General features: G+C 75.5%; 13 protein-coding genes. 4 read left to right on the forward strand and 9 right to left on the reverse strand.

Annotated elements, in window-relative coordinates:
- Window positions 1-137: 137 nt before the first annotated feature.
- Window positions 138-497: a zinc ribbon domain-containing protein YjdM gene (locus tag ACIPLC_RS19090; RefSeq protein WP_400474165.1), complete on the reverse strand. Its 360-nt coding sequence runs from the start codon at window positions 495-497 to the stop codon at window positions 138-140.
- A gap of 288 nt (window positions 498-785) precedes the next feature.
- On the opposite strand from ACIPLC_RS19090, the gene ACIPLC_RS19095 reads away from it, so the two are divergent.
- Complete coding sequence (locus ACIPLC_RS19095; RefSeq protein WP_400474166.1) at window positions 786-2,024, forward strand: styrene monooxygenase/indole monooxygenase family protein; 1,239 nt, start codon at window positions 786-788, stop codon at window positions 2,022-2,024.
- Between the two features lie 129 nt (window positions 2,025-2,153).
- Here the strand turns inward: ACIPLC_RS19095 and ACIPLC_RS19100 are convergent, their stop codons facing one another.
- The 3 genes from ACIPLC_RS19100 to fxsT are packed head-to-tail and all read right to left on the reverse strand — an operon-like array spanning window position 2,154 to window position 11,120.
- A complete protein-coding gene (locus tag ACIPLC_RS19100) occupies window positions 2,154-3,182 on the reverse strand; it encodes a hypothetical protein (protein WP_400474167.1) in 1,029 nt (342 codons plus the stop codon).
- Window positions 3,179-4,435, reverse strand: coding sequence for a CHAT domain-containing protein (locus ACIPLC_RS19105; RefSeq protein WP_400335401.1), 1,257 nt, complete (start codon window positions 4,433-4,435; stop codon window positions 3,179-3,181). The genes ACIPLC_RS19100 and ACIPLC_RS19105 overlap by 4 nt, the downstream gene beginning before the upstream one ends.
- Before the next feature lie 4 nt (window positions 4,436-4,439).
- Window positions 4,440-11,120, reverse strand: a complete 6,681-nt coding sequence (gene fxsT / locus ACIPLC_RS19110) for an FxSxx-COOH system tetratricopeptide repeat protein (protein ID WP_400474168.1) — start codon at window positions 11,118-11,120, stop codon at window positions 4,440-4,442.
- 136 nt (window positions 11,121-11,256) lie between these two features.
- Here fxsT and ACIPLC_RS19115 point away from each other — a divergent pair, with 136 nt between their 5' ends.
- Window positions 11,257-11,817 carry a putative glycolipid-binding domain-containing protein gene (locus ACIPLC_RS19115; protein WP_363622887.1) on the forward strand — a complete coding sequence of 187 codons (561 nt, stop codon included), beginning with the start codon at window positions 11,257-11,259 and terminating at the stop codon, window positions 11,815-11,817.
- A gap of 13 nt (window positions 11,818-11,830) precedes the next feature.
- On the opposite strand, the gene ACIPLC_RS19120 is transcribed toward ACIPLC_RS19115, so the two are convergent.
- Both ACIPLC_RS19120 and ACIPLC_RS19125 read right to left on the reverse strand, forming a co-directional pair.
- Window positions 11,831-12,574: an SOS response-associated peptidase gene (locus ACIPLC_RS19120; RefSeq protein ID WP_400474169.1), complete on the reverse strand. Its 744-nt coding sequence runs from the start codon at window positions 12,572-12,574 to the stop codon at window positions 11,831-11,833.
- 37 nt (window positions 12,575-12,611) lie between these two features.
- Window positions 12,612-13,355 carry an AraC family transcriptional regulator gene (locus tag ACIPLC_RS19125; RefSeq protein ID WP_400474208.1) on the reverse strand — a complete coding sequence of 248 codons (744 nt, stop codon included), beginning with the start codon at window positions 13,353-13,355 and terminating at the stop codon, window positions 12,612-12,614.
- Window positions 13,356-13,409: 54 nt separating this feature from the next.
- Here ACIPLC_RS19125 and ACIPLC_RS19130 point away from each other — a divergent pair, with 54 nt between their 5' ends.
- The gene (locus ACIPLC_RS19130) at window positions 13,410-14,681 is read left to right on the forward strand and encodes an MFS transporter (RefSeq protein WP_400474170.1); all 1,272 of its coding nucleotides are present in this window, start codon (window positions 13,410-13,412) and stop codon (window positions 14,679-14,681) included.
- 127 nt (window positions 14,682-14,808) lie between these two features.
- On the opposite strand, the gene ACIPLC_RS19135 is transcribed toward ACIPLC_RS19130, so the two are convergent.
- The 3 genes from ACIPLC_RS19135 to ACIPLC_RS19145 form a co-directional block, all read right to left on the reverse strand.
- Complete coding sequence (locus ACIPLC_RS19135; RefSeq protein ID WP_400474171.1) at window positions 14,809-16,884, reverse strand: hypothetical protein; 2,076 nt, start codon at window positions 16,882-16,884, stop codon at window positions 14,809-14,811.
- 104 nt (window positions 16,885-16,988) lie between these two features.
- Entirely contained in the window at window positions 16,989-19,412 is a 2,424-nt protein-coding gene (locus tag ACIPLC_RS19140) for an RICIN domain-containing protein (protein WP_400474172.1), read from the reverse strand.
- Window positions 19,413-19,628: 216 nt separating this feature from the next.
- Window positions 19,629-20,171: a CGNR zinc finger domain-containing protein gene (locus ACIPLC_RS19145; protein ID WP_400474173.1), complete on the reverse strand. Its 543-nt coding sequence runs from the start codon at window positions 20,169-20,171 to the stop codon at window positions 19,629-19,631.
- 77 nt (window positions 20,172-20,248) lie between these two features.
- Between ACIPLC_RS19145 and ACIPLC_RS19150 the strand changes: the two genes are divergently transcribed.
- On the forward strand, window positions 20,249-21,847 hold the full coding sequence (locus tag ACIPLC_RS19150) for an FAD-dependent monooxygenase (RefSeq protein ID WP_400474174.1): 1,599 nt from the start codon (window positions 20,249-20,251) through the stop codon (window positions 21,845-21,847).
- Window positions 21,848-21,907: the final 60 nt, after the last annotated feature.

Here is a 21,907-nt window from a genome sequence, read left to right on the forward strand (position 1 = left end):
CGCCCCCGCCCCCCGGGCCGCGGGGGGGGGGGGGGGGGGGGGGGGCGGCGGGGGGGGCCCCCCCCCCCGGGGGGGCCCCCCCCCCCCCCCCGGCCCCCCCCCCCCCCCCCGCCGTGGGGTGCCGGGCGCGGGCCCGGTCAGGCCTTCTTGACCACGCTCGACTTGAGCTGCATCGCGCCGAACCCCTCGATCCGGCAGTCGATGTCGTGGCCGTCGACGCCGTCGACCAGGCGGATGTTGCGGACCTTGGTGCCCGCCTTGATGCCGGAGACGCTGCCCTTGACCTTGAGGGCCTTGGCGACGGTCACGGTGTCGCCGTCGCTCAGCACGTTGCCGACCGCGTCCCGGATCACCCGCTCGCCCGGGCCGGCCGGTTCGGCGGCGCCGCCTGCCGCGGGCATCCACTCGTGGCCGCACTCCGGGCAGACCATGAGGGCGTTCATCTCATAGGTGTACTCGCTGGAGCACGACGGGCACGGGGGGAGGTGGTCGCTCATGCGCGCGGGCTGTCCTCTCGGGTCGGGGCGGGGGTCGGCGGCTCGCCAGCATGTATGAAGTTGAAGAATTTTTCAAATCGCTTGTTCGACGGCATCCGACTGCGGACGGTGACGTTCCCGGCCGGGCGTGCGCGGGCCGTGGACGCGGGTGCCCGATGACTGGTATCCAGGCCACTGGCAGCGCGACTGGCGGCCAACCGGTGCCCACCTCCCCCCGCGGGCTCACCAGCCCACGGACGGAAGGGTGTTGAGGCCGGGCCAGGACGTACAACCAGGAAAGCGGAGACGATGCGCAGAGTTCTGATCGTCGGCGCGGGGCAGGCCGGCCTCCAGCTGGCCCTGGGGCTCCAGGCCCACGGCTACGACGTGACGGTGATGACCGACCGCGACGCGGACGCGGTCAGGAGCGGCCGGGTGCTGTCCACCCAGTGCATGTTCGACGCCGCGCTGCGGACCGAACGCGACCTCGGCCTGGACCTCTGGGCGGACGCCGCGCCCCGGATCGAGGGCGTCGGGGTCTCCGTCGCCGGGCCGGAGTCCGCGCGGGTGATCGACTGGGTCGGGCGCTTGGACGCGCCCGCGCAGTCCGTCGACCAGCGCTTGAAGATGCCCGCCTGGCTGGAGGCCTTCGCCGGGCGCGGCGGCCGGGTCGTGGTCCACCCGGCGACCGTCGGCGACCTCGAACACCTCTCCGGCTCCTACGACCTGGTCCTGGTCGCCGCCGGCAAGGGCGACCTGGCCGCGATGTTCGAGCGCGACCACGAGCGCTCCCGGTACGACCGGCCGCAGCGCGCGCTGGCCGCCAGCTACGTGTACGGGCTCGGCCCGCGCCCCGAGCACGACTTCCCCGCCGTCCGCTGCAACGTGGTGCCCGGCGTCGGCGAACTGTTCGTCATGCCGGCGCTGACCGCGGCCGGTCCGTGCGACATCCTGCTCTGGGAGGCCGCCCCGGGTGGTCCGGCGGACGCCTTCGACGGGGTCCGCGACCCGGCCGAACACCTGCGGGTGGCGCTCGACCTGATGAAGACCTTCACCCCTTGGGAGTACGACCGCGCCCGGTCCGGCCTCGAACTCACCGACGCCGGCGCCACCCTCGCCGGGCGCTTCACCCCCACCGTCCGCCACCCGGTCGGCGAACTGCCCGGCGGCGGAGCGGTGCTGGGCGTCGCGGACGTGGTCGTCCTCAACGACCCGATCACCGGACAGGGCTCCAACAACGCCGCCCGGTGCGCGGCCGGCTACCTCGACGCGATCCTCGCCCACGGCGACAAGCCGTTCGACCGCGACTTCATGCGGGCCGCCTTCGACCGCTTCTGGCGGACGGTGCGCCCCGGCACCGTCTGGGCCGACGCGATGCTCGCGCCGCCGCCCGAGCACGTCCTGCACCTGCTCGGCGCCGCTGGTCAACTCCCGCCCGTCGCCGACCGGTTCGCCAACGCCTTCAACGACCCGGCCGACCTGGAGCAGTGGTTCCTCGACCCCGCGAAGGCGACCGCCTACCTGGCCTCACTCACACCGCAGGACTGACCGGAGCGGATCGGCCGGGGCACCCGGACGGACGCCGGACGCCGGACGCTGGGTCCCGGCCGATCCGCCGACCGGCTGACGGCGCCTAGGGTCTGACCTGGACGACCGGGACGACCTGGACGGGCCCGGTCAGCGTGAGTGGGAGGCGAGGCTGAGCAGCAGGTGGGCGGATTCGGGGTGGTGGAAGTCGGAGTGGGCGCCCGCGGGGTTGAGGCGGGTGGCCAGGCCGCCGCGGTAGACCCGGGCGGCGTCGATGTTGACGATCGGGTGGTCCAACTCGGCGTGCGGGTAGGGGGAGGCGGTCGGGCGCAGCCGGGTGGTGAACTGGGGGACGGGGGCGACGCCGGTGCCGGAGTGGCCGATGCCCGGGCGGCCCTCGGCGCGCAGGTGCCAGAAGCCGGTGGCGCGGTCCCACCGGGAGTGGGTGAGCACCAGCGGGCCGCGCAGCGGGGCGCCGGGGCGGCCGGGGCCGAGGAACAGCCGGGGGAAGAGGTGGGTGAAGGCGTCGCGGGGCGCGGCCATCTGGAAGACCAGGGCGCTGTCGACGGTGAACGGCCGGGTGGGGTCGCCCGGCCGGCTCCAGCCCAGCACCGGTGGCCCGGCGGGCCGGTCGGCCGCGTACTGGACGGCCTCGCAGAGGAAGCGGCCGCCGAAGGAGTGGCCGACCAGGTGCAGGTACTGGCCGTTGCGGTTGGCCAGGACGCGGGGCGCGGCCGGGTCGCCGCGGTCGGCGTCCAGGTAGCCGAGCAGATGGCCCAGGACGCGCCCGGCCTGCCCCTGGGCGCTCATGGCGTGCGCCCGGGCCCGGATCCGGCGGTAGCCGGCCGGCGACGGCAGGCTGGAGGACGGCCAGCGCACCACCACGCACCACGGGCGGAACCCCCTGGTCAGCCCGGGGTAGGAGGTCGGCGCGGACCGGTGCAGGGCGGCGGCCTCGGTGAGCAGGGCGGCGGCCGAGCGGTCGGCGGCGGCGGGGCTGGTCTGCCAACCGTGGACGTAGACGTAGACGTCGGTCGCCCGCGGGGGGATGCGCAGGTGCCGGGCGAGGTGTTGGGCGATCCGGGCCTCGGGCACCGGCGTGCGGGTGCCGGGGACGAGCAGCCGGCCCTCCTCGTCCAGGTCGACGGTGGCGGTGGCGATGGGCGTGGGCGCCGTCACGGGGTCAGCTCCAGGATGCTGTCGAGGCCGCAGTGCAGGGAGTAGGTGAGCGCCAGCGGGTTGCGGTACTCGCGGGCGAACCACCGGACCAACTGCTGGGTGATCTCGCCCGCCGTGGACTCCCCGGTCAGGTAGAGGTCGAGGAAGGCGAAGGCGTACTCGGCGGCGAAGACCTGCGGGATCTCGATCTGCGGGCCGAGCACACCGTTGGCGCCGAGGTCGACCAGTGCCCGGCCGAGGTGCTCCAGTTCGGCGGCCGTGGACTGCCCGGTGTGGCAGGCGTTCAGCAGCACGAACGGCCGGAACATGGCGTCCGGCGCCTCGGCGTGCCGGCGGCGGTGGCGGCGCACCAGGTCGGCGTCGATCTGGCGGTCGTCGGAGAGCCGGACGGCGAGCTGCTCGTACGGGGAGTCGCCGGCGACGAACTGGCCGTGGCACCAGAAGTACATGACGTCCTCGTCCAGCACGGCGGAGGACAGCGCCTTGAGCAGCGGTTCGGACTCGGTGCGCACGGTCAGCTGGGAGCGGTCCTCCAGCAGTTTGCGGACCTCGGGGGCCCGGCCGACGTCGGTGAGCTGGTCGTCGGTGTTGAGGCTGGTGACGGGCCTGGTGCGGGCCGGGTACGGCGGCTGGATCGGCGGGTAGCCGGCGCCGGTCTGCTCGACCTGGTGGCGGTGGCCGAGGAAGTCCGCCCACGGGTCGGCGTGGCCGCCGTCGACGGCGAGCATCGGCCAGGGCAGGTGGAGGTCGGAGTCGAAGCTGATCCGCAGCGAGCCGCTCTCGGTGAGCGTCCGGGTGAGGTAGTCGCGGAAGACGGTGAGTTCGCGGTCCGGCCCGTCGAGCATCACCTCCAGGAAGTACCGTCCCTCCTCGGCCAGTTCGGCGACCTGCCGCTCGGCGACGCCGGCCAGCCGGTTGAAGTCGACGGCCTGGGCGAAGGGGTAGCCGCCGATCGGCTCCGGGTCGTACTGGACCAGGCGGTCGCGCCAGATGGTCCGCAGCCGGGAGGCCCGGGCGAGCAGGGCGGGGGCGGACACCTTCAGCTCCGCGCGGTGGGGGCGGGACCAGGGCGTGCGCTCGCCGGGCCGGAAGGCGGAGACGAGCAGGTCGTCGCGGTGGCGGCGCAGCGAGACCACGAGGTCCAGCGGGGCCGGCTCCTTGGCCTGCGGGGCGTCCGGCGCCTGTTGCCGGGGGAGTCGGGTGAAGTCGGCGGAGGGGTTCTGGCGGATCTCGACGAGGAGGTCCCGGGCCACGCGATTACTCCTCGTCCTGGGCGATGTGGGTGACGGTGGGGACTTGGGTGACGGTGGGGACTTGGCCGACTTGGCCGACTTGGGGGACGTGCATGACGTGCGGGACGTCGACGACGGTGGACAGGTCCTGAAGCACGGAGCCGTGCCCCCGGTCGTAGACGGTGATCCGGACGGTGTGCGACCCCGGCACGGACGGGGTCAGCGCGAAGCAGGCGGGCTCCCCGGCCGGGCTGTAGTCGGCGACGGGTGGATCGAGCACGGCGTCCGAGGCGGCGACGGCCACCAGGCGCAGGCCAGGCAGCTCGCCGGGGTCGGCCCGCGGCACCTCGGGTTCCAACCGCAGCTCCAGCCGCATGGTGGCCCCCACCGCCGGCTCGTCGAGCAGGGTGAGCCGGGGCCGCCAGGCCGTCCTCGGTACCGCGGGCGCCGGGGAGCGGCGCCGCGACCCGCGCGAGCACCGGATCAGCGCGGCCGGCTCGGACGGTTCCGGCCCGAGCTCCGCGCGGACGGGTGCGGCCAGCAGCGACTCCGGCCCGCCGCCGTCGAGTGGGGCCGGCGACTGCGCTGCGCCGCCGTCGAGTCGGGCCAGGGCCGTCCGGCTCTCCACCGCCAGCGGATGGCCGGGGCCCATCAGGGTCCGGCGCGCGGTGTGGACGGACACCAGCAGGTCCCGGGCGGCGTCCCGGCGCCCGCTCGCGGCGAGCGCGGCGGCCAGGCCGACGGCCAGGGTGGGGAACACCGGGAGCAGCCCGGGGCGCAGGGTGCCGAGGCTGACGGCGACGTCGTCGGCGTGCCGGTGTCCGGTCACCAGTGCCCCGGTCGGGAGCCGGTCGGCGACGATGCCCTCGTACACCCGCACCGCCCCGACGGCGTCTCCGGCCCGCAGCCGCGCGTGGGCGAGGCTCTGGCGGATGCTCAGGGTGAGGGAGTTGCGCGGGCCGTGGCTCGCGGCGCACTCCTCGGCGAGTTCCTCCAGCCGGACGACGGCGCGCAGCGGCCGCGGGCCGCAGGCCAGCAGCAGCGCGTGGGCCTCGCGGGCGGCGAGGGTGGCGTCGTCGGTGCTGCCGAGGGCGTCGTCCGCGCAGGCGGCGAGGGTGGCGGCCAGGCGCACCGCCGCCTCGTGCTCCCCGTTGAGGTGGCGGGCGACGGCGAGGACGCACCCGGAGCGGACGAGGCCGGGCAGGGCGGGGCCGGCGGGTCGGGTCCAGTCCGCCGTCAGGGGTGACAGTTCGGCGATCGCGCCGGCGTGGTCCCCGGCGAGCAGCAGCGCCTGGGCGAGGCCGTACCGTACGGCGTGGGCGAGCAGGTGCTCCGGGCCGAGGGCCGATTCGGCGGCGGCCAGCGCCTCCCGGTAGCAGTCGGCGCCCTCCGCGTACCGGCCGGCCTCGACGAGGTTGAGCGCGATGCTGTCCCGGTCGTCGAGGGAGTCGAGGGCATCGACGGTGTCGAGGGCGCCGGGGTGTTCGGCACCGGGGATCCGGGTGCGGTCGGCCAGCAGGGCGCGGTAGAGCGCGTCGGCGCGGTCGTGCTCCCAGCGGCGGCGGTGGGCGTGGGCGAGGTCGGTGCACGCGGTGAGGGTGTCGGGGTGGTCCTGGCCGTGTACGCGCTCGTGGTCGGCGAGCAGCATCAGCCGTTCGACGATCTCCTGCCGCTGCCGGCCGGCGCAGGCGTGGACGGAGGCGAGGCCGGAGCGCTCGCCGAGGGTGTCCGGGTGGTCCGCGCCCTGGACCCGGGTCCGGTGGGCGATCAGCTCGGTGAACAGGGCTGTGGCGCGGTCGAGTTCGCCGGTGGCGAGGACGGCCTCGGCGAGTTGGGAGAGTTGGAGGAGGGTGTCCGGGTGGTCGGGGCCGTGGATGCGCGCACGGTCGGCGGCCAGCGCCTCCCGTTCGGCCTCGGCCTGGTGCAGGAGGCCCGCGAGCCGGCGGTCCTGGGCGAGGCTGCCGCGACAGGCGAGGGTGTCGGGGTGGTCCGGGCCCTGGAGCCGGATCCGGTCCCGCAGCAGCGCCTCGTCGAGTTCCGTCGCGGGGCGGTGATCGCCGCCCGACCGGTACGTCCAGGCCAGCAGGAACCGGGCGCCGAGGGCGTCGGGGTGGTCGGGCCCGAGCACCCGCTCGGTGTCGGCGATCAGGGGCACGGCGAGGTCGAGCGCGCGTTGGAGGTCGTAGCCCGCGCGGTACGAGGAGGCCTGCCACCAGCGGGCGTTGAGGGTGTCGGGGTGGTCGGCGCCGAGCACCCGGGCCCGGTCGGCGGCGACGGCGCCGAAGGCCTCGGCCGCGCGGCGCTGGTCGTCCGCGTCGCGGTGGGCGGCGGCCTGCCACCACCGGGTGGTGAGCGTGTCCGGGTGGTCCGGGCCCTGCGCCCGCTCCTGGTCGGCCAGCAGCGCCGTGTACAGCTCGGCGGCGGCGGGGTGGTCGCCCGCCGCCACCACCGACCGCGCGAGGCCGAGCCGCGCGTCGAGGGTGTCGGGGTGGTCCGGTCCGAGCGCCCGCTCGTAGTCGGCGACCAGGGCCCGGAACAGGTCCACCGAGCGGTCGTGCTCGGCCGCCTCGCGGCAGGCCTGGGCCAGGCCGAGCCGGGTGTCCAGGGTGGTGGGGTGGTCGGCGCCCAGGACCCGGGCCAGGTCCGCGACCAGTGCCTCGTACAGCTCCAGGGCGCGGTCGAGTTCGCCGACCTCGTGGTGGCCCGCCGCCTGCGAGCGCCGGGTGCCGAGGGTGTCGGGGTGGTCGGGGCCCTGGATCCGGGTGCGGTCGGCCACCAGCGCGGAGTGCAGCTCTGCGGCGCGGCGGTGGTCGCCCGCCTCGGCGTGCGCCCAGGCCAGGGAGCCGCGGGCGTCCAGGGCCAGCGGGTGGTCGGCGCCGTGGATCCGGGTGCGGTCGGCGGCCAGGGCCTCGTAGCGGGCGATGGCGTGGCGGTGGTCGTTCGCGGTGGAGGTGGCCCAGGCCAGTCCGGCGCGCGTGGCCAGCGTCTCGGGGTGGTCGGCACCGCGGATCCGGGTGTCGTCGGCCACCAGCGCGTCGAACAGCTCCACTGCACGGCGGTGGTGGCCGGCCCGCTGGTGACCGTTCGCCTGCCACCAGCGGGCGGTGAGGGTCTGGGGGTGGTCGGCGCCCAGGATCCGGCCGCGATCGGCCGCCAGTGCGTCGTACAGCTCCACCGCGCGGCGGTGCTCGCCGGCCCGCTGGCAGTCGTGTGCCAGCCACCAGCGGGCATTGAGGGTGTCCGGGTGGTCGGGGCCCTGGATCCGGGCCCGGTCCGCGACGAGCTCCTGGTGGAGCTCCAGCGCCCGGCGGTGCCGGCCGGCGGCGGTGAGCGCCTGCGCCAGCACCAGACGGGTGCCCAGGGTGTCGGGGTGTTCCGGTCCGTGGACGCGGGCTTGGTCGGCCACCAGGGTTTCGGACAGCGTGACGGCCCGCCGGTGGTCGCCCGCCTCCCGGCAGCTGTCGGCGTGCCACCGGCGGGTGTTGAGCGTCTCCGGGTGGTCGGGGCCCTGGAGCCGGGCGCGGTCGGCTGCCAGCGCTTCGTACAGTTCCGCCGCGTGCCGGTGCTCCCCGGCGTCCCCGTGCGCGGAGGCGAGCCACCACCGGGTGCTGAGGGTGCGGGGGTGCTCCTCGCCGTACAGCCGGACGCAGTCGGCGACCAGTTCCGCGTACAGCTCCATGGCGCGCGGGTGGTCGCCGCTCTCGTCGTGGGTCCGCGCCAGCTGGAGGCGGGCGCTGAGGGTGGTGGGATGCCCGGCGCCGAGCACCAGGGTCAGGTCGGCCAGCACCCGTTCGCGCTCGACGAGCGCCTCCCGGATCCGTCCCGCGCTCTGGAGGGCGTAGGCCAGGCCGGTGCGGGCGTTGAGGGTCTGCGGGTGGTCGGGGCCGTGGACCCGGTCGTAGTCGGCCACCAGCCGTTCGCGCAGCTCCACGGCCCGCCGGTGGTGCTCCGCCGCGCCGTGCAGCCAGGCCTGCCAGCCGCGGGTGTGGAGGACGGCGGGGTGGTCGGCGCCGAGCACCCGCAGCCGGTCGGCGACGAGTCGGTCGCACAGCTCCGCCGCGTGTCGGTGGTCGCCGGCGTCGCCGAAGGCCCGGGCCAGGCTCAGCCGAGCCTCGAAGGTCTCGTAGTGGTCGGGGCCGTGGACCCGCTCGCGGTCGGCGAGGAGCCGCTGGCATTCGGCGAGCGCCGTGCGGGGGCGCCCGGCGAGCAGCAGGGTGCGGGTGAGGTTGGACCGTTCGTCCAGGGTGTCCGGGTGGTCCGGGCCCTGGACGCGGGCGCGGTGGGCCACCAGGTCCTCGAACTCGGCCAGTTCACGGCCGGCCCGGCCCGCGACGCGCAGCGCGTAGGCGAGGTCGCTGCGCTCCTCCAGCGTGCCGGGGTGGTCCGGCCCCTGGGCGCGGGCGCGGTCGCGGACCAGCGCCCGGTGTTCGTCCACCGCCGTCCGGAGCTGGCCCGCCTCGCGGTGGGCGTGGGCGAGACCGCTGCGCGCGTCCAGCGTGTGGGGGTGGTCGGGCCCGAGGACGCGGGTGTAGTCGCCGACCAGATCGGTGAACCGGGTGACCGCCGAGGTCGGGTGCCCGGCCTCGCAGTGGGCCGTCGCCAGCCGGCCGCGCGCGAAGAGGGTCTGCGGGTGGTCCGGCCCCTGGACCCGGACGTGGTCGGCGACCAGCGCCTCGTACCCGGCGACCGCGGCCCGGTGGTCTCCCGCGACGACGTGGGCGGCCGCGAGCCAGTCGCGGCTGGTGAGGGTGTCGGGGTGGTCGGCGCCGAGCACCCGGGCCCGGTCGGCCACCGCCTGCTCGTACAGGGTGATGGCCAACCGGTGCTGACCGGCGGTGAGTTGGGCGTACGCGAGCCCGTTGCGGTGGGCCAGGATGTCCGGGTGGTCGGGGTCGTCCAGGACCCGGCCGGCGTCGGCCAGCAGCCGCTCGAACTCCGCCACCGCCGCCTGGTGCTGGCCGGCCACCTGGAGGGCGTAGGCCAGGCCCGCGCGGCTGGTGAGGGTCTCCCGGCTGTCGGCGCCGAGCACCCGGGCCCGGTCGGCCACCACCGCGCGGAACTCCTCGACGGCGCACCGGTGTTCACCCGCCTTGCGGTAGGCGTGGGCGAGGGTGCTGCGGTCGGCGAGGGTGGCCGGGTGGTCGTGGCCCTGGAGGCGGGTGCGGTCGGCCACCACCGCCCGGCAGAGCGCGACGGCCCGGGCCGGATCGCCGGCCCGGGTGTGGAGTTCGGCGAGCCGACCCCGGGTGGCCAGGGTGTCGGGGTGGTCGGCGCCCAGCAGACGGGTCTGGCCGTCGGTCATCGCGGTGACCAGCGGGATGGCGAACACCCGCTGGGCCCGGTCGGTCAGCTCGCCGGCGGCCAGCCGGTACAGCGCGACGGTCTGCGGGGTGGGGTGATCGGACGGGCCGCCGGCGGCCAGCTCGCGGATGTGCGGCAGCAGCGCCCGGCGCAGCCGGGGCCCGGCGGTCGGCCAGAGCCGGGCGGCGGCCTCGGCGAGCTGCTGTTCGGCGCGCCGACGCAGCGGGCGGGCGCCGTCGGAACGGCGCAGCACGCCCTGGAGCAGGCGGTGCACGGTGACGGTCTCGCCGAGGGTGATCAGGTTGTAGTCGGCGAGCAGCCGCAGCGCGGAGTCGACCTCGGCCGGGCGGCGCGCGCCGAAGGGCGTCAGGGTTTCGCGCGGCAGTGCCTCGGGGGCGTACCAGGCGAGCGTGCGCAGCAGCTCGACGGCGAACGGGGCGGTGGCCTGGACGGCGCGCAGGGTGGTGTGCCAGAGCCGGGAGACGGTGGCCACCGCGCCGGAGCCAGTACCGGAGTCGGAGCCGGAGCCGGCGTCAGGGCGGTCCCGGCTGCTGGTGCGCAGCAGCTCGCGGTAGGCGGCGAAGGTCGTGCCGGTCTGCTGCACGTAGGCGCCGGCCTGGGCGAGGGCGAGCGGCAGGTGGCCGAGTTCGTCGGCGAGGGCGAGCACCTCGGCCTGTTCGGCCCGCGCCCCGGGGTGGGCGGCGCCGCAGAGCAGTCGGGTGGCCTCGGGGGCGTCGAGGACGTCGATCCGCACCGGGTGGATGCCGGGGTGCCAGCCGCCGGCGCGGCGGCTGGTGACCAACTGGTGGCCGCAGCCGAGCAGACGGCCGAGGTAGGGGGTGAGGTGGACCGGGTCCTCGGCGTTGTCGTAGACGAGTAGCCAGCGGTCGTGGGCGCGCAGCCAGGCGAGCGCCCACTCGACCTGCTGGCCGGGCGGGGCGGTGAGGGCCCAGGTGGGGTGGAGGTGGACGGCGAGGTCGGCGAAGGCCTCGGCGAGCTGCTCCTCGGACTCGGCGGTGATCCACCAGATCAGCCGGTAGTGCGCGGCCTCGGCGTAGGCGTAGTGCAGTGCGACGGTGGTCTTGCCGACCCCGCCGAGGCCGTGCAGCGTGGTGGCCTGGGTGACCAGCCCGCTGCCGTCGCCGTCCGACAGCGCCTCGGCGATCGCCCGCAACGCGCCGTCGCGGCCCACGAGCCGGTCCGCGGCGCGGGGCGGCAGGTTGGGAGCGGGGGCGCTCGCCTCGACGGTCAGCGCGGCCCGCGCCGCCTCGGGCGGCAGTACGGCCGCCCGCTGCTCGGCGTGCGGGTTCCCGGCGGTGGCGGGCGAGACCGGGCGGCGCCGCTGGTCGAAGGCCTCGTGGTCGGGCAGGCCGCCCTCGGGCCGGACATGCGTCGTCCTGGACATCAACACTTCGGCGCCCTCACCCCCACGTACGGTTCCGCCCGCCCACCGTAGTCGCGGGCGGGCGCCGTGTCACCGGATCCCGCCGGTCGCCCGGAGGGGGCGCGCGCCTGTCGGTACCGGACGGTAGCGTACGCGGATGATCACGCACACCGTTCCCACCTGGCAGGTCGCCGAGACGGGCGGCCTGGAGACGTCCTGGGTCGAGCTCGGTGCCGCCGCCCTGCACGCCCGCGGCCGGGTCGCCGCCGCGCGGCCCGCGCCGTACTGGCTGACGTACGAACTGGAGACCGGCGAGGGGTTCGTCACCCGGCGGATGCGGGTCCGGGCCGAGACCGCCGACGGCGTCCGCGAGCTGGAACTGCGTCAGGACGGCGGCCGCTGGAGCGTCGACGGCGTGGAACGGCCCGACCTGGCCGGCGCGCTGGACTGCGACCTCGGGCTCTCCCCGGTGACCAACACCCCGCCGGTGCTGCGCCACGGCCTCCACCGGGGCCCGGGCGAGCGGCACTTCCTGATGGCGTGGATCCGGGTGCCCGACCTGACGGTGCACCCCTCCCGCCAGACCTACACCCACCTCGGCCTGGACGGCGGGCGGGCCACCGTCCGCTACGCCTCCGGGGACTTCCGCAGCGACCTCGTGCTGGACCGGGACGGCCTGGTCCTCGACTACCCCGGGCTGGCCGGCCGGATCGCCTGACGGCCGGGCGGCGTCAGTCCGCCAGTCCCAGCGGGTCCGGGGCGGGGTCGAGCAGTTCCGGCCCGTTGGCGCGGACGCTGTTGACGGCGGGGGAGACGGCCCGCACCCGCAGGGCGCCGTCGGCGGGGCGGCGCAGCAGGTGGTGGAGTTCGTCGGAGTCCGTGAGGTCGGGGGCGAGCCAGTTGGCCAGGTCGTCGGGGGCGATGGTGAGCGGCATCCGGTCGTGGACGCGCCCGGCGCTGTCGGTGGCGTCGGTGGTGATGACGGTGGCGGTGGCGAGCCAGGCCGCCGGGTCGTCCTCGGGCCGGGTGTGGTCGCGCCAGAACTCGTACAGGCCGGCCATCAGCATGACCGAGCCGGTGCTGAGGAAGTACGGCTGCTTGTACGTCTTCCGGTCGGCGGTGGCGGGGACCTCGCGCCACTCGAAGTAGCCGTCGGCGGGGATGACGCAGCGCCGGGTGGTGAAGGCCTTGCGGAAGGCGGGCTTGAGGTGGACGGTCTCCGAGCGGGCGTTGATCATGCGGGCGCCGCCGGAGGGATCCTTGGACCAGGACGGCACCAGGCCCCAGCGCAGCGGGCGCAGCTGCCGCAGCAGCTCGCCGCTCTCCCGGTCGACGCGTTCCAGGACGGCGGGCACCGGGTCGGTGGGCGCCACGTTCCAGCTCGGCGCGAACGACTCGGCCGGATCCCAGCGCAGTTCCCCGAGCAGGGCGACGAGGTCCTGGGGCGTGGTGGTGGAGACGAAACGACCGCACATGCTCCCCACCCTGCCACCAGCGGCGGACGATTCGGGGTCAGTACGCGGGGTGGCGGCCCGGGGTGTGGCCGAAGGTGCGGCGGAAGACGTCGATGAAGGCGCTCGCGGAGGACCAGCCGCAGCGGTGCGCGACCGTGGTGACGGGCAGGCCCTCGGCGAGCAGCACCAGTGCGTGGTGCAGCCGCAGCTGGGTGCGCCACTGCGGGAAGGTCATGCCGAGGTCGGCCCGGAAGAGCCGGGAGAGCGTGCGGTCGCTGGCGCCGACCGCCCGGCCCAGTTCGGTGAGGGTGCGCTGGTCGGCCGGATCGGCGCGGAGCCGGTCGCAGACCGCGCGCAGCAGCGGTGTGGCGGGGGCGGGCAGGTGCAGCGGCTGCTGCGGGGAGGCGCGCAGCTGGTCGAGCAGGACGGCGCGCAGCCGGGTCCGCTCGGGGCTGTCGTCCTCGGGGGTGCGGGTGTAGGCGACGATCAGCTCGCGCAGCAGCGGCCCGACGGCGAGCACGGTCGGCCGGTCCAGGCCGAGCGGGTTCTCGGTGGCGGGCAGCCCGACCAGGTGGAGGTCCAGTTCGCCGTGGGCCTGGTGGGCGTGCACGGTGCCGGCCGGCACCCAGATGGCGCGGGTGCCGGGGGCGACCCAGGAGCCGGCGTCGGTGGTGATGGCGAGCACGCCGCTGGCCGCGTAGGCGATCTGGTGGTCGTCGTGGCGGTGGGCGTCGATCCCGGCGCCGGACGCCAGCCGCTGAACGCGGGTCGGGGCGACGGGGTCGTGGCGGATGTTCGGCATCACCTGGCAGATTATCGGAAGCCCGACAGGTGCCGCCGCGCCGAGCATGTCGGCATGCCGAAGACAACGCCGGACAACCCGCCGATCACTACGCCCAGTGCGTCCAACACCTCCAGTACGCCGAGTACGCCTGACCATCCGAAGAGCACACCCGGCAAGCGGGACTCCTCGATCACCCTGCTGTCCCTCGGACACGCCTGCGTGGACGTCTACCAGGGCGCGGTGGCCGCCCTGGTCCCGTTCTTCGTGGCCGAGCGCGGCTACGGCTACGCCGCCGTCTCGGGCGTGGTGCTCGCCGCCTCCCTGCTCTCCTCGGTGGCGCAGCCGCTGTTCGGCGCGATCACCGACCGCCGCCCGCTGCCCTGGCTGCTGCCGGTCAGCACCTTGGTGGGCGGCGTGGGCATCGCGCTCAGCGGGGTGAGCGGCTCGTACCCGCTGACCCTGGCGTTCGTGGCGCTGTCCGGGGTCGGGGTGGCCGCGTACCACCCGGAGTCCGCCCGGGTGGCCCGGCTGGCCGCGCGGGACGGCCACCGGGGGATGGCCTGGTTCTCGTTGGGCGGCAACCTGGGCTTCGCGGCGGCCCCGCTGCTGGTGTCCGTGGTGGTCTCGGCCGGCGGCCTGCGGCTGACCCCGCTGCTGGTGCTGCCGGCGCTCGCGGGCGCCGTCCTGTGCCTGCCGGTGCTGCGCGAACTGGAGCGTCGGCGGGCCGCCGGGACGGCTCCGGCGCCGGTGGCCGGGGCCGACGACCGGGCCTCGTTCGTACGCCTGTCGCTGGCCGTGGTGTTCCGCTCGATCGCTTTCACCGGCCTGAGCACCTTCCTCGCGCTGTTCGCCACCCAGCGGGTCGGCGGCGGTACGGCGGCGGGCACCGCGGCGCTGGTGGTGCTGTACGCGGGCGGCGCGGTGGGCTCGGTGCTGGGCGGCGCCCTGGCGGACCGCTGGGGCCGGGTCGCCGTGGCGCGCTGGTCGTACCTGGTCGCGGCGGTGGCCGTGGCGGGCGTGCTGCTGGTGCCGGGCCCGGCGCTGTACGTCTTCGTGGCGCTGACCTCGGCGGGCCTGTACGTGCCCTTCTCGTTGCAGGTCACGCTGGGGCAGGACTACCTGCCCTCGCGGATCGGCACCGCCAGCGGGATCACGTTGGGCCTGACCGTCAGCATCGGTGGCCTGGCGAGCCCGGTCATCGGCGGCCTCGCCGACGCGACCTCGCTGCGCACGGCCCTGCTGCCGCTGGTGCTGATGCCGGTGCTGAGCTGGCTGCTGTTCCGCACCCTGCCGGAGCCCGCCGCGCCGGCTGCGCCCGGCTCCGGGCCGGCGGATGCGCGGTGACGGATGCGCGGTGACGGCCGGGACCACCTCGGCGGAGGCGTCGTGGTGGAGGAACGCCCGGCGGCGTGCGCACGCCCGGGCCCCGGCGGAGACCCGCCGGGGCCAGGGCGTTGTCGGAGCAGGACGGTCAGGACACGACGCCCCAGCCCTGCCCGGGGGCGGCGCCGTCGGACGCGTCCGTGGTCACGGTCGAACCCGCCGTGCCGGTGCGGGCGTTGAGGACCAGGCCGGTGGCGACGTTGGTGATGGTGAGCGGGCCGGTGGTGCCGTTCTGGGTGACCCGCCACTCCTGCCAGCGGTTGCCGGGCGAGTAGGCGAGCAGGTAGGCGCTGTTGCCGGGGTCGGTGCCGGCGGCGAGCACGGTGTGCGCGTGGGTGGCGGTGTCGCAGTTGTCGCTGATCCGCACGGTGCCGTCCGGGTTGCTGGTGAAGGTCCACTGCTCGGAGGTGTGCGTGGGCCACCAGGTGTTGACGTCGGCGACGGCGCCGAGCGGCGAGCTGCAGGTCCCCGCCACTTCGAGCACGAGGCCGCCGCTGCCGCCGGCGCCGATCGCGTGGTAGCGGCCGTCGTCGACCACGGCGGCCGCGCCGGTGGCGGCCTGGGCGCTGAGCCGGTACAGGGCCACGCCGTGCGGGGCCACCGAGGCGCCGAGCGCGCCGGTGACGGTCGAACTCGCGCCCGTCCACAGCTCCTTGGCGGTGTAGCCGGGCCCGGTGAGGCCGAGTTCGCTCAGACTGGTGCTCACCGTGTGGCTCGCGGCCGGGTCCTGGTTGACGAGCAGCACGGCGGTGTCGCCGTTCGCCAGCCGCCGCTGGAGGACGACCGGCGCGGTGGCGTTCGCGGGCTTGGCGCCGACCAGGGTGGCGGGCTTGGCCAGGGTGTCCTGGTCGATGGCTATGACGTCGCGGTTCTTCAGGATCGCCAGGCTCGCGGCGTTGATCCCGGTGGACCAGGTCTGGCCGTCCGCGCTGTGCTGGGACTGCGCGGCGGTGCGCAGGTCGGCGCCGGAGACCAGCGGGGCCGCGAGCATCGAGAGGACGGAGGTCTCGGTGCGGGACTCGTCGTCGGTGAACGGCTTGTGGCAGGTGCAGGTGTCGGTGGTGCCCCAGGCGCCGTAGACGTCCTGCCAGCCGGTGAACATCATGTCGAGGTCGTTCCAGCTGCCCGGGCGCACGTTGCCGGGGTACTGCAGCGCGGTCTGCAACTGCCCGTTCCAGAGCACCCCGTCGAGCTCGCTGTCGCGGTCGCCGCCGATCCGGCAGAGGTTGGCGACCTGTCCGCACCAGACGCCGGTCGGCGCGTAGCCGGGAGCCTGGAACGGCGCGGTGCCGGCGGCCTGCACCACCGGGTCGGTGCGGGCCGGGTCGTCGGCCGCGAGCAGGTACGGGACGCCGGTGTGGGCGGGCTGGGCGGAGACGCTGAGGGTGACCTTGGGCCGGCCCTGCGCGGCGGAGGCGGCGTCGAGGGCGTGCTGGAAGGTCTGGACGCGGGCGTAGACGGAGCGGGTGAGCTCTTTGCCCTCGCCCTGGGTGTAGTAGTCGTGGCCGTCCGGGCCGGTGATCTGCGGGCCGTAGGGGCAGTCGTCGTACTTGACGTAGTCGACGCCCCAGGAGACGAAGTCGCCCGCGTCGGTGCTCTCGTGGCCGAGGCTGCCGGGGTGCATCTGGCAGGTGAGGTAGGTGTCGGTGGCGTAGAGGCCGAACTTCACGCCCTTGCTGTGCGCGTACTGGGCGAGGTACTCGATGCCGTTGACGGTCCGCCCGTTGACGGTCTGTGACGGGAAGTGGTCCGGGCGGGGGGTGAGGTGGCCGGAGGTGGGGTCGGTGCCGATGCCGTCGGTGCCGGCGACGGGGTTTCCGGCGGTGTCGTAGAGCTGCATGGCGCCGTCGGCGTTGCGGACGAGGTCGGTGGTCTGGCCGTCGCGGTGCCAGAGCGACCAGCCGTCGTCGATGGTGACGGTGTTGTAGCCGGCCGCGACCAGGCCGTTGGCGGCCATGAAGTCGATGGTCTGGACGACCTGGTCCTCGGTGACCTCGGTGCCGAGGGAGTTCCAGGAGTTCCACCCCATGGGCGGGGTGAGGGCGTTGCCGTTGCCCAGGGCGGCGGCGGGGGCGGCCGTGCCGAGGGTGAGGGCGCCGAGGCCGGTGGCGGCGAGGGCCAGCGCGAGCACGGGTGCCGCGAGGCGGTGGGGGATGTGGCGCATGCGCACTCCTGCGGGTGGGGGGGGAGGTGATGGTGCGTCGGGTGGTTCGGGGTGCGCGGCCGGCCGGGTGGGGGCCGGCTGGCCGCGGTACTGCGGTGTGGGGGTCAGTCGGTGACGGCGGCGCTCGCGGTGTGCCCGGGGGCGAGGGTGACGGTGGCGTAGGTGTAGGTCACACCGTCGACGGTCTTGCTCCGGGTGGGCCGGGCCTTGCCGTCGACGGTGATCCCGCCGTGCGGGCCGGCGAAGCGGGCCTCCCAGGTGAGCGGCGCGCCGCCGGTGTTGGTGACGGTGCTGCTGCGGTGGCCGTCGTGCCGGACGGTGACCGATCCGGCGCCGACCGGGATGTCGGCGACCTCCAGCCAGCCCATCGAGGCGGGCAGTTGGGAGGCGGTCACGAGGGCGTGCGCGGCGGCGTCGGGCTCGACGCCGAGCAGGCCCTGCACGGTCTGGCCGAGCAGGGTGAACGGGACCTCGGGGTAGTCGCCGTTGAGCATCCGGCCGCTCGCGTGGAGCTGGTCGACGCCCTGGTAGATCTGCCGCATCCACTTCCAGGCGGTGTCGCCGTCGTGGTTGGCGAAGAAGGCGTCCGGCAGGTAGGTGTAGGCCTCCAGGTTGGTCGAGCGCTGCGGGCCGGAGTCGGCGGCGTCGATGGCGGCGAGGAGGGCGTCCCGGCGCGGGCCGGGGTCGAGCAGCCGCTTGACCGGCATCAGCACGCTGGACTCGTAGCCCCAGCCGGTCACCGGCTTGCCGGTGGTGTCGTAGCCGTGCACGACCTCGCCGGGCTGTTGCCGGTCCACGCTCCAGGTGGTGTTGACGTAGGTGCGCAGCGCGGTGGCGGCCTGCTGGTAGCCGGTGGCCGCGGCGGTGTCGCCCTTGGCGGTGGCCAGGGTCGCGGCGGCGAGGTACGCCTGGTGCTGGGCGCCGATCGCGTCGCCGGCCTCGGCGTAGGTGCTGGTGGCGTTCTCCGCGTAGCTGGCGGTGCCGGCGAAGATGCTGCGGCTGGTGGCCTGCGGGATGGGGAGGCCGCCGTTGTCGACCGGGCCGGGGTGCTGGGCGATGAAGGGGCCGAGGGTGTTGCGGACGTAGCCGGTCAGCGCGGGGTCGTCGGCGTAGTCGCGGTCCCCGGTCCACCGGTAGGCCTCGCCGGCCTTCTCGACCAGCTCGAACGGCGCGGGCAGCTCGCGCACGAACCGGTCGGGGCTCCGGTAGTCGATGCTGCCGTACGTCCTGGCGTCGAAGTTGAGCGCCCAGACCGGGTAGAGCTTGTTGGTCTCGGTGGCGGAGGCGGCGAACCCGCGCAGCATGGTCTTGTTCTCGGCGTCCAGGCCGAGCAGGTGGGCGCCGACCAGCTGGTGGGCGAAGTCGCGGCTGTAGAAGTCGGAGCGGAACGGGTAGCCGGCCCAGTAGGTGGTGTCGTAGGTGGTGGTGCCGGTGCCGCCGGGGTTGTTCTCGTCCTGGTTGAGCACGCCGGTGGTGCCGGCCTGCTGCACCCAGCTGTTGGCCTTGGTCTTGGCCCAGTCGAACAGGGCGACGACCTCGGGGTCGGAGGAGCTGACCTTCGGGTCCCTGGGGGCGGACGGGGCGACGGCGGCGTCGTCCACGTTGACCCAGCCGGTGGGGGAGGAGCCGATGCCGAGGGTGAGCCGGTCGCCGGCCGCGACGCGCACCCGGGGCAGGGTGTACTTCGCGTAGGTGGGCTGCTCGGGCAGGGTCAGCGAGCGGACCACGGTGCCGTTGACGCTGACCGAGAAGGTGCCGCCCGCGCCGCCGGCGGCGATCCAGGCGGACAGGTCGTAGCTGCCGGCGGTGACGGCGGTGACCTGCTGGGCGACCCGGTAGCCGGAGCCGGCGTCGAGGTAGGCGAGGCGGGTGCCGCCGTGCGGGTTGTTGGTGGCGACGCCGGTGTGCTCGGTGAACGTCCAGCCGTCGGTGCCCTGTTCGAAGCCGGGGGCGGTGAGGGTGAGCGGTTCGCTGCGGGTGAGGGTCCAGCGGTGGGCGGGCCGGGCGTCGCAGCGCCGGCGGTCGGCTGCGCTGCTCTGCTCGTGGTCGGCTGCGCTGCTCTGCTCGCGGTCGGCTGCCGTGGTGAGGCAGGCGCCGTGCGCGGCCAGGGTGTGTCCTCCGCCCGGCGCGGGGGAGATGGCGAAGGCCTCGGCGGCGGGGTCGGTGCCGCAGTCGGCCGTGCCGGGGTGCCGCCCGGTGCCGTCGAGGGTCAGGCAGCGTCCGCTCGCGGCGTTGACCAACTGGTAGCCGCCGGTGGTGCGGTGCAGTTGCCAGCGCTGGCTGAGCAGCCCTTGGCAGGCCGCGCCGACGACGGGCGTGCCGGCCGCCGGTTGGGCGTACTGCGGGCCGAGGCAGCCGCCGTCCAGGACGGAGCCGAGGACGTAGCCGCCGCCGTCGACCAGCGGGGCCGCGCCGTCGGCTCGGGCCGGGCCCGCGCCGACGGCCTGGACGGCGAGGACGGCCAGGACCGCGAGGCCCGAGGGCAGGGCGCGGACCGGTCGGCGGCGCGGGGCGCGGGTGGGGGGCATGGGGGCTCTCCTGTCGGGCGGGTGGCGGTGCGTCAGGGGGCGGGATGGCGTGCGCGGGCGGGGGTTTGAACGTTCAAATCCTTGGAATGGCGTCGACTCATGTGACGGGTGACATGTGCTATTTCACAGGCTCGTCCGAGTCCCGTCAACGGTTGGCGCACGGTTCGGCGCACGGTCGGCGCGCGGCCGCGACGGACGGCGCGGGCCGGCAGGTCGTCAGCCGGTGGCGCGCTGGGCGCGGTGGGCGGCGACGCGCACCCGGGTGGCGCAGCGCGGGGTGCAGAAGCGCTGCGGGGTGCGGCGGCCGGTGTCGATGAAGAAGCGGTCGCAACCGGGGGCGGCGCATTCGCCCCAGGCGCAGGTGCCGCGTTCGCTGAGCCACAGGCCGAGGGCCAGTGCGGAGGTGGAGAGCAGCCAGTGGGTGAGGCCGGCGGACGCGGGCGCCTGGGTGTGCATCGACCAGGGGCGGCCGGGGAGGCGGACGAGGCGGGGGCGGGCCGGGTAGCGGTCGAGCAGGGCGTTGATCGCCGTGGCGGCCTCGTCCTCGTCGTGGAGGGCGAGGACGTCGATCAGCTGGGAGGCGGCCTCGCGCAGCTCCCGGGCGTCGGCGCCGGTGAGGCGGAAGGGCGGGCCGCCGTGGCGTTCCAGGACGGCTTGCAGGTCGGCGGCGCCCGCCTCGGGGTCGGCGCGGACGGTGTTCGCCAGCTCGGTGACGAAGTGGAGGCCGCGGGGGTTGCCGCCGTCGTGGTCCTGGGTCATGGGTGCGCCCCTTCCGATCGTTTGCGCACCCCCATGGTAACGTCGAAATACAAGATTAGGCGTTACGAAGGAGTGGTATGCGATTCCCGGCAACGACGTCCGTCCTGATCGTCGGCGCAGGCCCGGTCGGCCTCACCATGTCGCTCCTGCTGTCCGGGTACGGCGTGCCGCACCTGCTCGTCGAGGCGCACCAGGGCACCTCCCGCCACCCCAAGGCCCGTGGCGTGTCCGCGCGTTCGATGGAGGTCTTCCGCCGGATCGGCCTGGAAGCCGACGTCCGGCAGGCCGGGCTCCCGGCCTCGCACGTCTTCTTCTACCGCGGCCGCGACCTCGTCGACCCGGACTTCGTGCGCACCGGCGTGGCCGTCGCCCCGGACGACGGCGCCGAGCGCACCCCGTCGCCGGGGCTCATCTGCTCGCAGGACGCCCTGGAGACCGTGCTGCTGCGCCGAGCCCACGAACTCGCGCCGGACGGTGTCCGGTTCGGCGCCCGGCTGCTCTCCTTCGCCGAGTCGACCGAGTCCGCCGAGTCCGTAGGGGGCGGCGAATCCGCAGGGGGCGGAGAGGGCGTGCACGCGGTGCTGGAGGACCGGGCCACCGGCGACCGGCACACCGTGCGCGCCGACTGGCTGATCGGCTGCGACGGCGCGGCGAGCACCGTCCGCACCGGCGCCGGGATCGCCATGGCAGGGCCGACCGGCCTCGGCCACTTCCTCAGCATCCGCTTCGAGGCGCCGCTCGGCGAGGTCGTCGCCGACCGGGCCAGCGCGTCCTACTTCCTCACCGCGCCCGGCCGCGGCGGCTTCCTGGCCGTGGACAACGACCGGCACTGGATCTACCAGCACCCCTACGACCCCCAGCGCGGCGAGCTCGCCGACCTCCTGGGCGACCACCGGCAGCTGGCCCGACTGGTCCGCGACGCGGCCGGACTGCCCGACCTCGACGTCACCGTCCGGGACACCCAGACCTGGCGGCTGGACGCCCAGCTCGCCGAGACCTACCGCCGGTCACGGGCCCTGATCGCGGGCGACGCGGCCCACGTGACGCCCCCCACCGGCGGGCACGGCATGAACACCGGCATCGGCGACGCCGACAACCTGGCCTGGAAGCTCGCCGCGGTCGTGGCCGGGTCGGCCGGCGAAGCGCTGCTGGACACCTACCAGGCCGAACGGCGCCCTGTCGCCCGGCAGGTCATCGACCTGTCCCTCGCCAACTCCCGCGCCCGCACCGGCTACCGGATCGACGACGAACTGCTGCTCACCGCGGCCTACCGCTCCACCGCCGTCCACGCAGACCCCGACGCCCCGGCCCGCCCGTCGCTGGATCCGGCCCGCGAGCACCCCGACGGCGGGCCCGGCGGCCGCCTCCCGCACCTGCGCCTGCCCGGAAACCCCGGGGCCGCGTCCACGCTCGACCTCATCGGCCCCGGCTTCACCCTGCTCACACCCACCGGCGACCCTGCCTGGCGACGCCAAGTCGACACCGCCGCAGCGGCAGGCCTGCCCGTCGCCCTGCGGCCACTGCCGGCCGCCGCCGACTGGACCGGCCTCGCCGGCCTCCCGGCCGCCGGCGCGCTCCTCACCCGCCCCGACGGCCACATCGCCTGGCAGGCACCCCACCCGCCCGCCGACGACAGCGAGTTGCGGGGAGTCCTGCGGCAGATCCTGTCGGCGTAGCGGCCCGGGCGCTGACACCCGCACCCCGGCGCCGGCCGTCCGGGCACCCCGTACTCGCCG

The sequence above is a fragment of the Kitasatospora sp. NPDC086801 genome, from assembly GCF_044745805.1.
Classification (GTDB): domain Bacteria; phylum Actinomycetota; class Actinomycetes; order Streptomycetales; family Streptomycetaceae; genus Kitasatospora.

Coding starts and splice junctions, on each gene's coding strand:
- ACIPLC_RS19090 (WP_400474165.1), bottom strand. CDS start 497: ATGAGCGACCACCTCCCCCCGTGCCCGTCGTGCTCCAGCGAGTACACC.
- ACIPLC_RS19095 (WP_400474166.1), top strand. CDS start 786: ATGCGCAGAGTTCTGATCGTCGGCGCGGGGCAGGCCGGCCTCCAGCTG.
- fxsT (WP_400474168.1), bottom strand. CDS start 11,120: ATGTCCAGGACGACGCATGTCCGGCCCGAGGGCGGCCTGCCCGACCAC.
- ACIPLC_RS19115 (WP_363622887.1), top strand. CDS start 11,257: ATGATCACGCACACCGTTCCCACCTGGCAGGTCGCCGAGACGGGCGGC.
- ACIPLC_RS19120 (WP_400474169.1), bottom strand. CDS start 12,574: ATGTGCGGTCGTTTCGTCTCCACCACCACGCCCCAGGACCTCGTCGCC.
- ACIPLC_RS19125 (WP_400474208.1), bottom strand. CDS start 13,355: ATGCCGAACATCCGCCACGACCCCGTCGCCCCGACCCGCGTTCAGCGG.
- ACIPLC_RS19130 (WP_400474170.1), top strand. CDS start 13,410: ATGCCGAAGACAACGCCGGACAACCCGCCGATCACTACGCCCAGTGCG.
- ACIPLC_RS19135 (WP_400474171.1), bottom strand. CDS start 16,884: ATGCGCCACATCCCCCACCGCCTCGCGGCACCCGTGCTCGCGCTGGCC.
- ACIPLC_RS19140 (WP_400474172.1), bottom strand. CDS start 19,412: ATGCCCCCCACCCGCGCCCCGCGCCGCCGACCGGTCCGCGCCCTGCCC.
- ACIPLC_RS19145 (WP_400474173.1), bottom strand. CDS start 20,171: ATGACCCAGGACCACGACGGCGGCAACCCCCGCGGCCTCCACTTCGTC.
- ACIPLC_RS19150 (WP_400474174.1), top strand. CDS start 20,249: ATGCGATTCCCGGCAACGACGTCCGTCCTGATCGTCGGCGCAGGCCCG.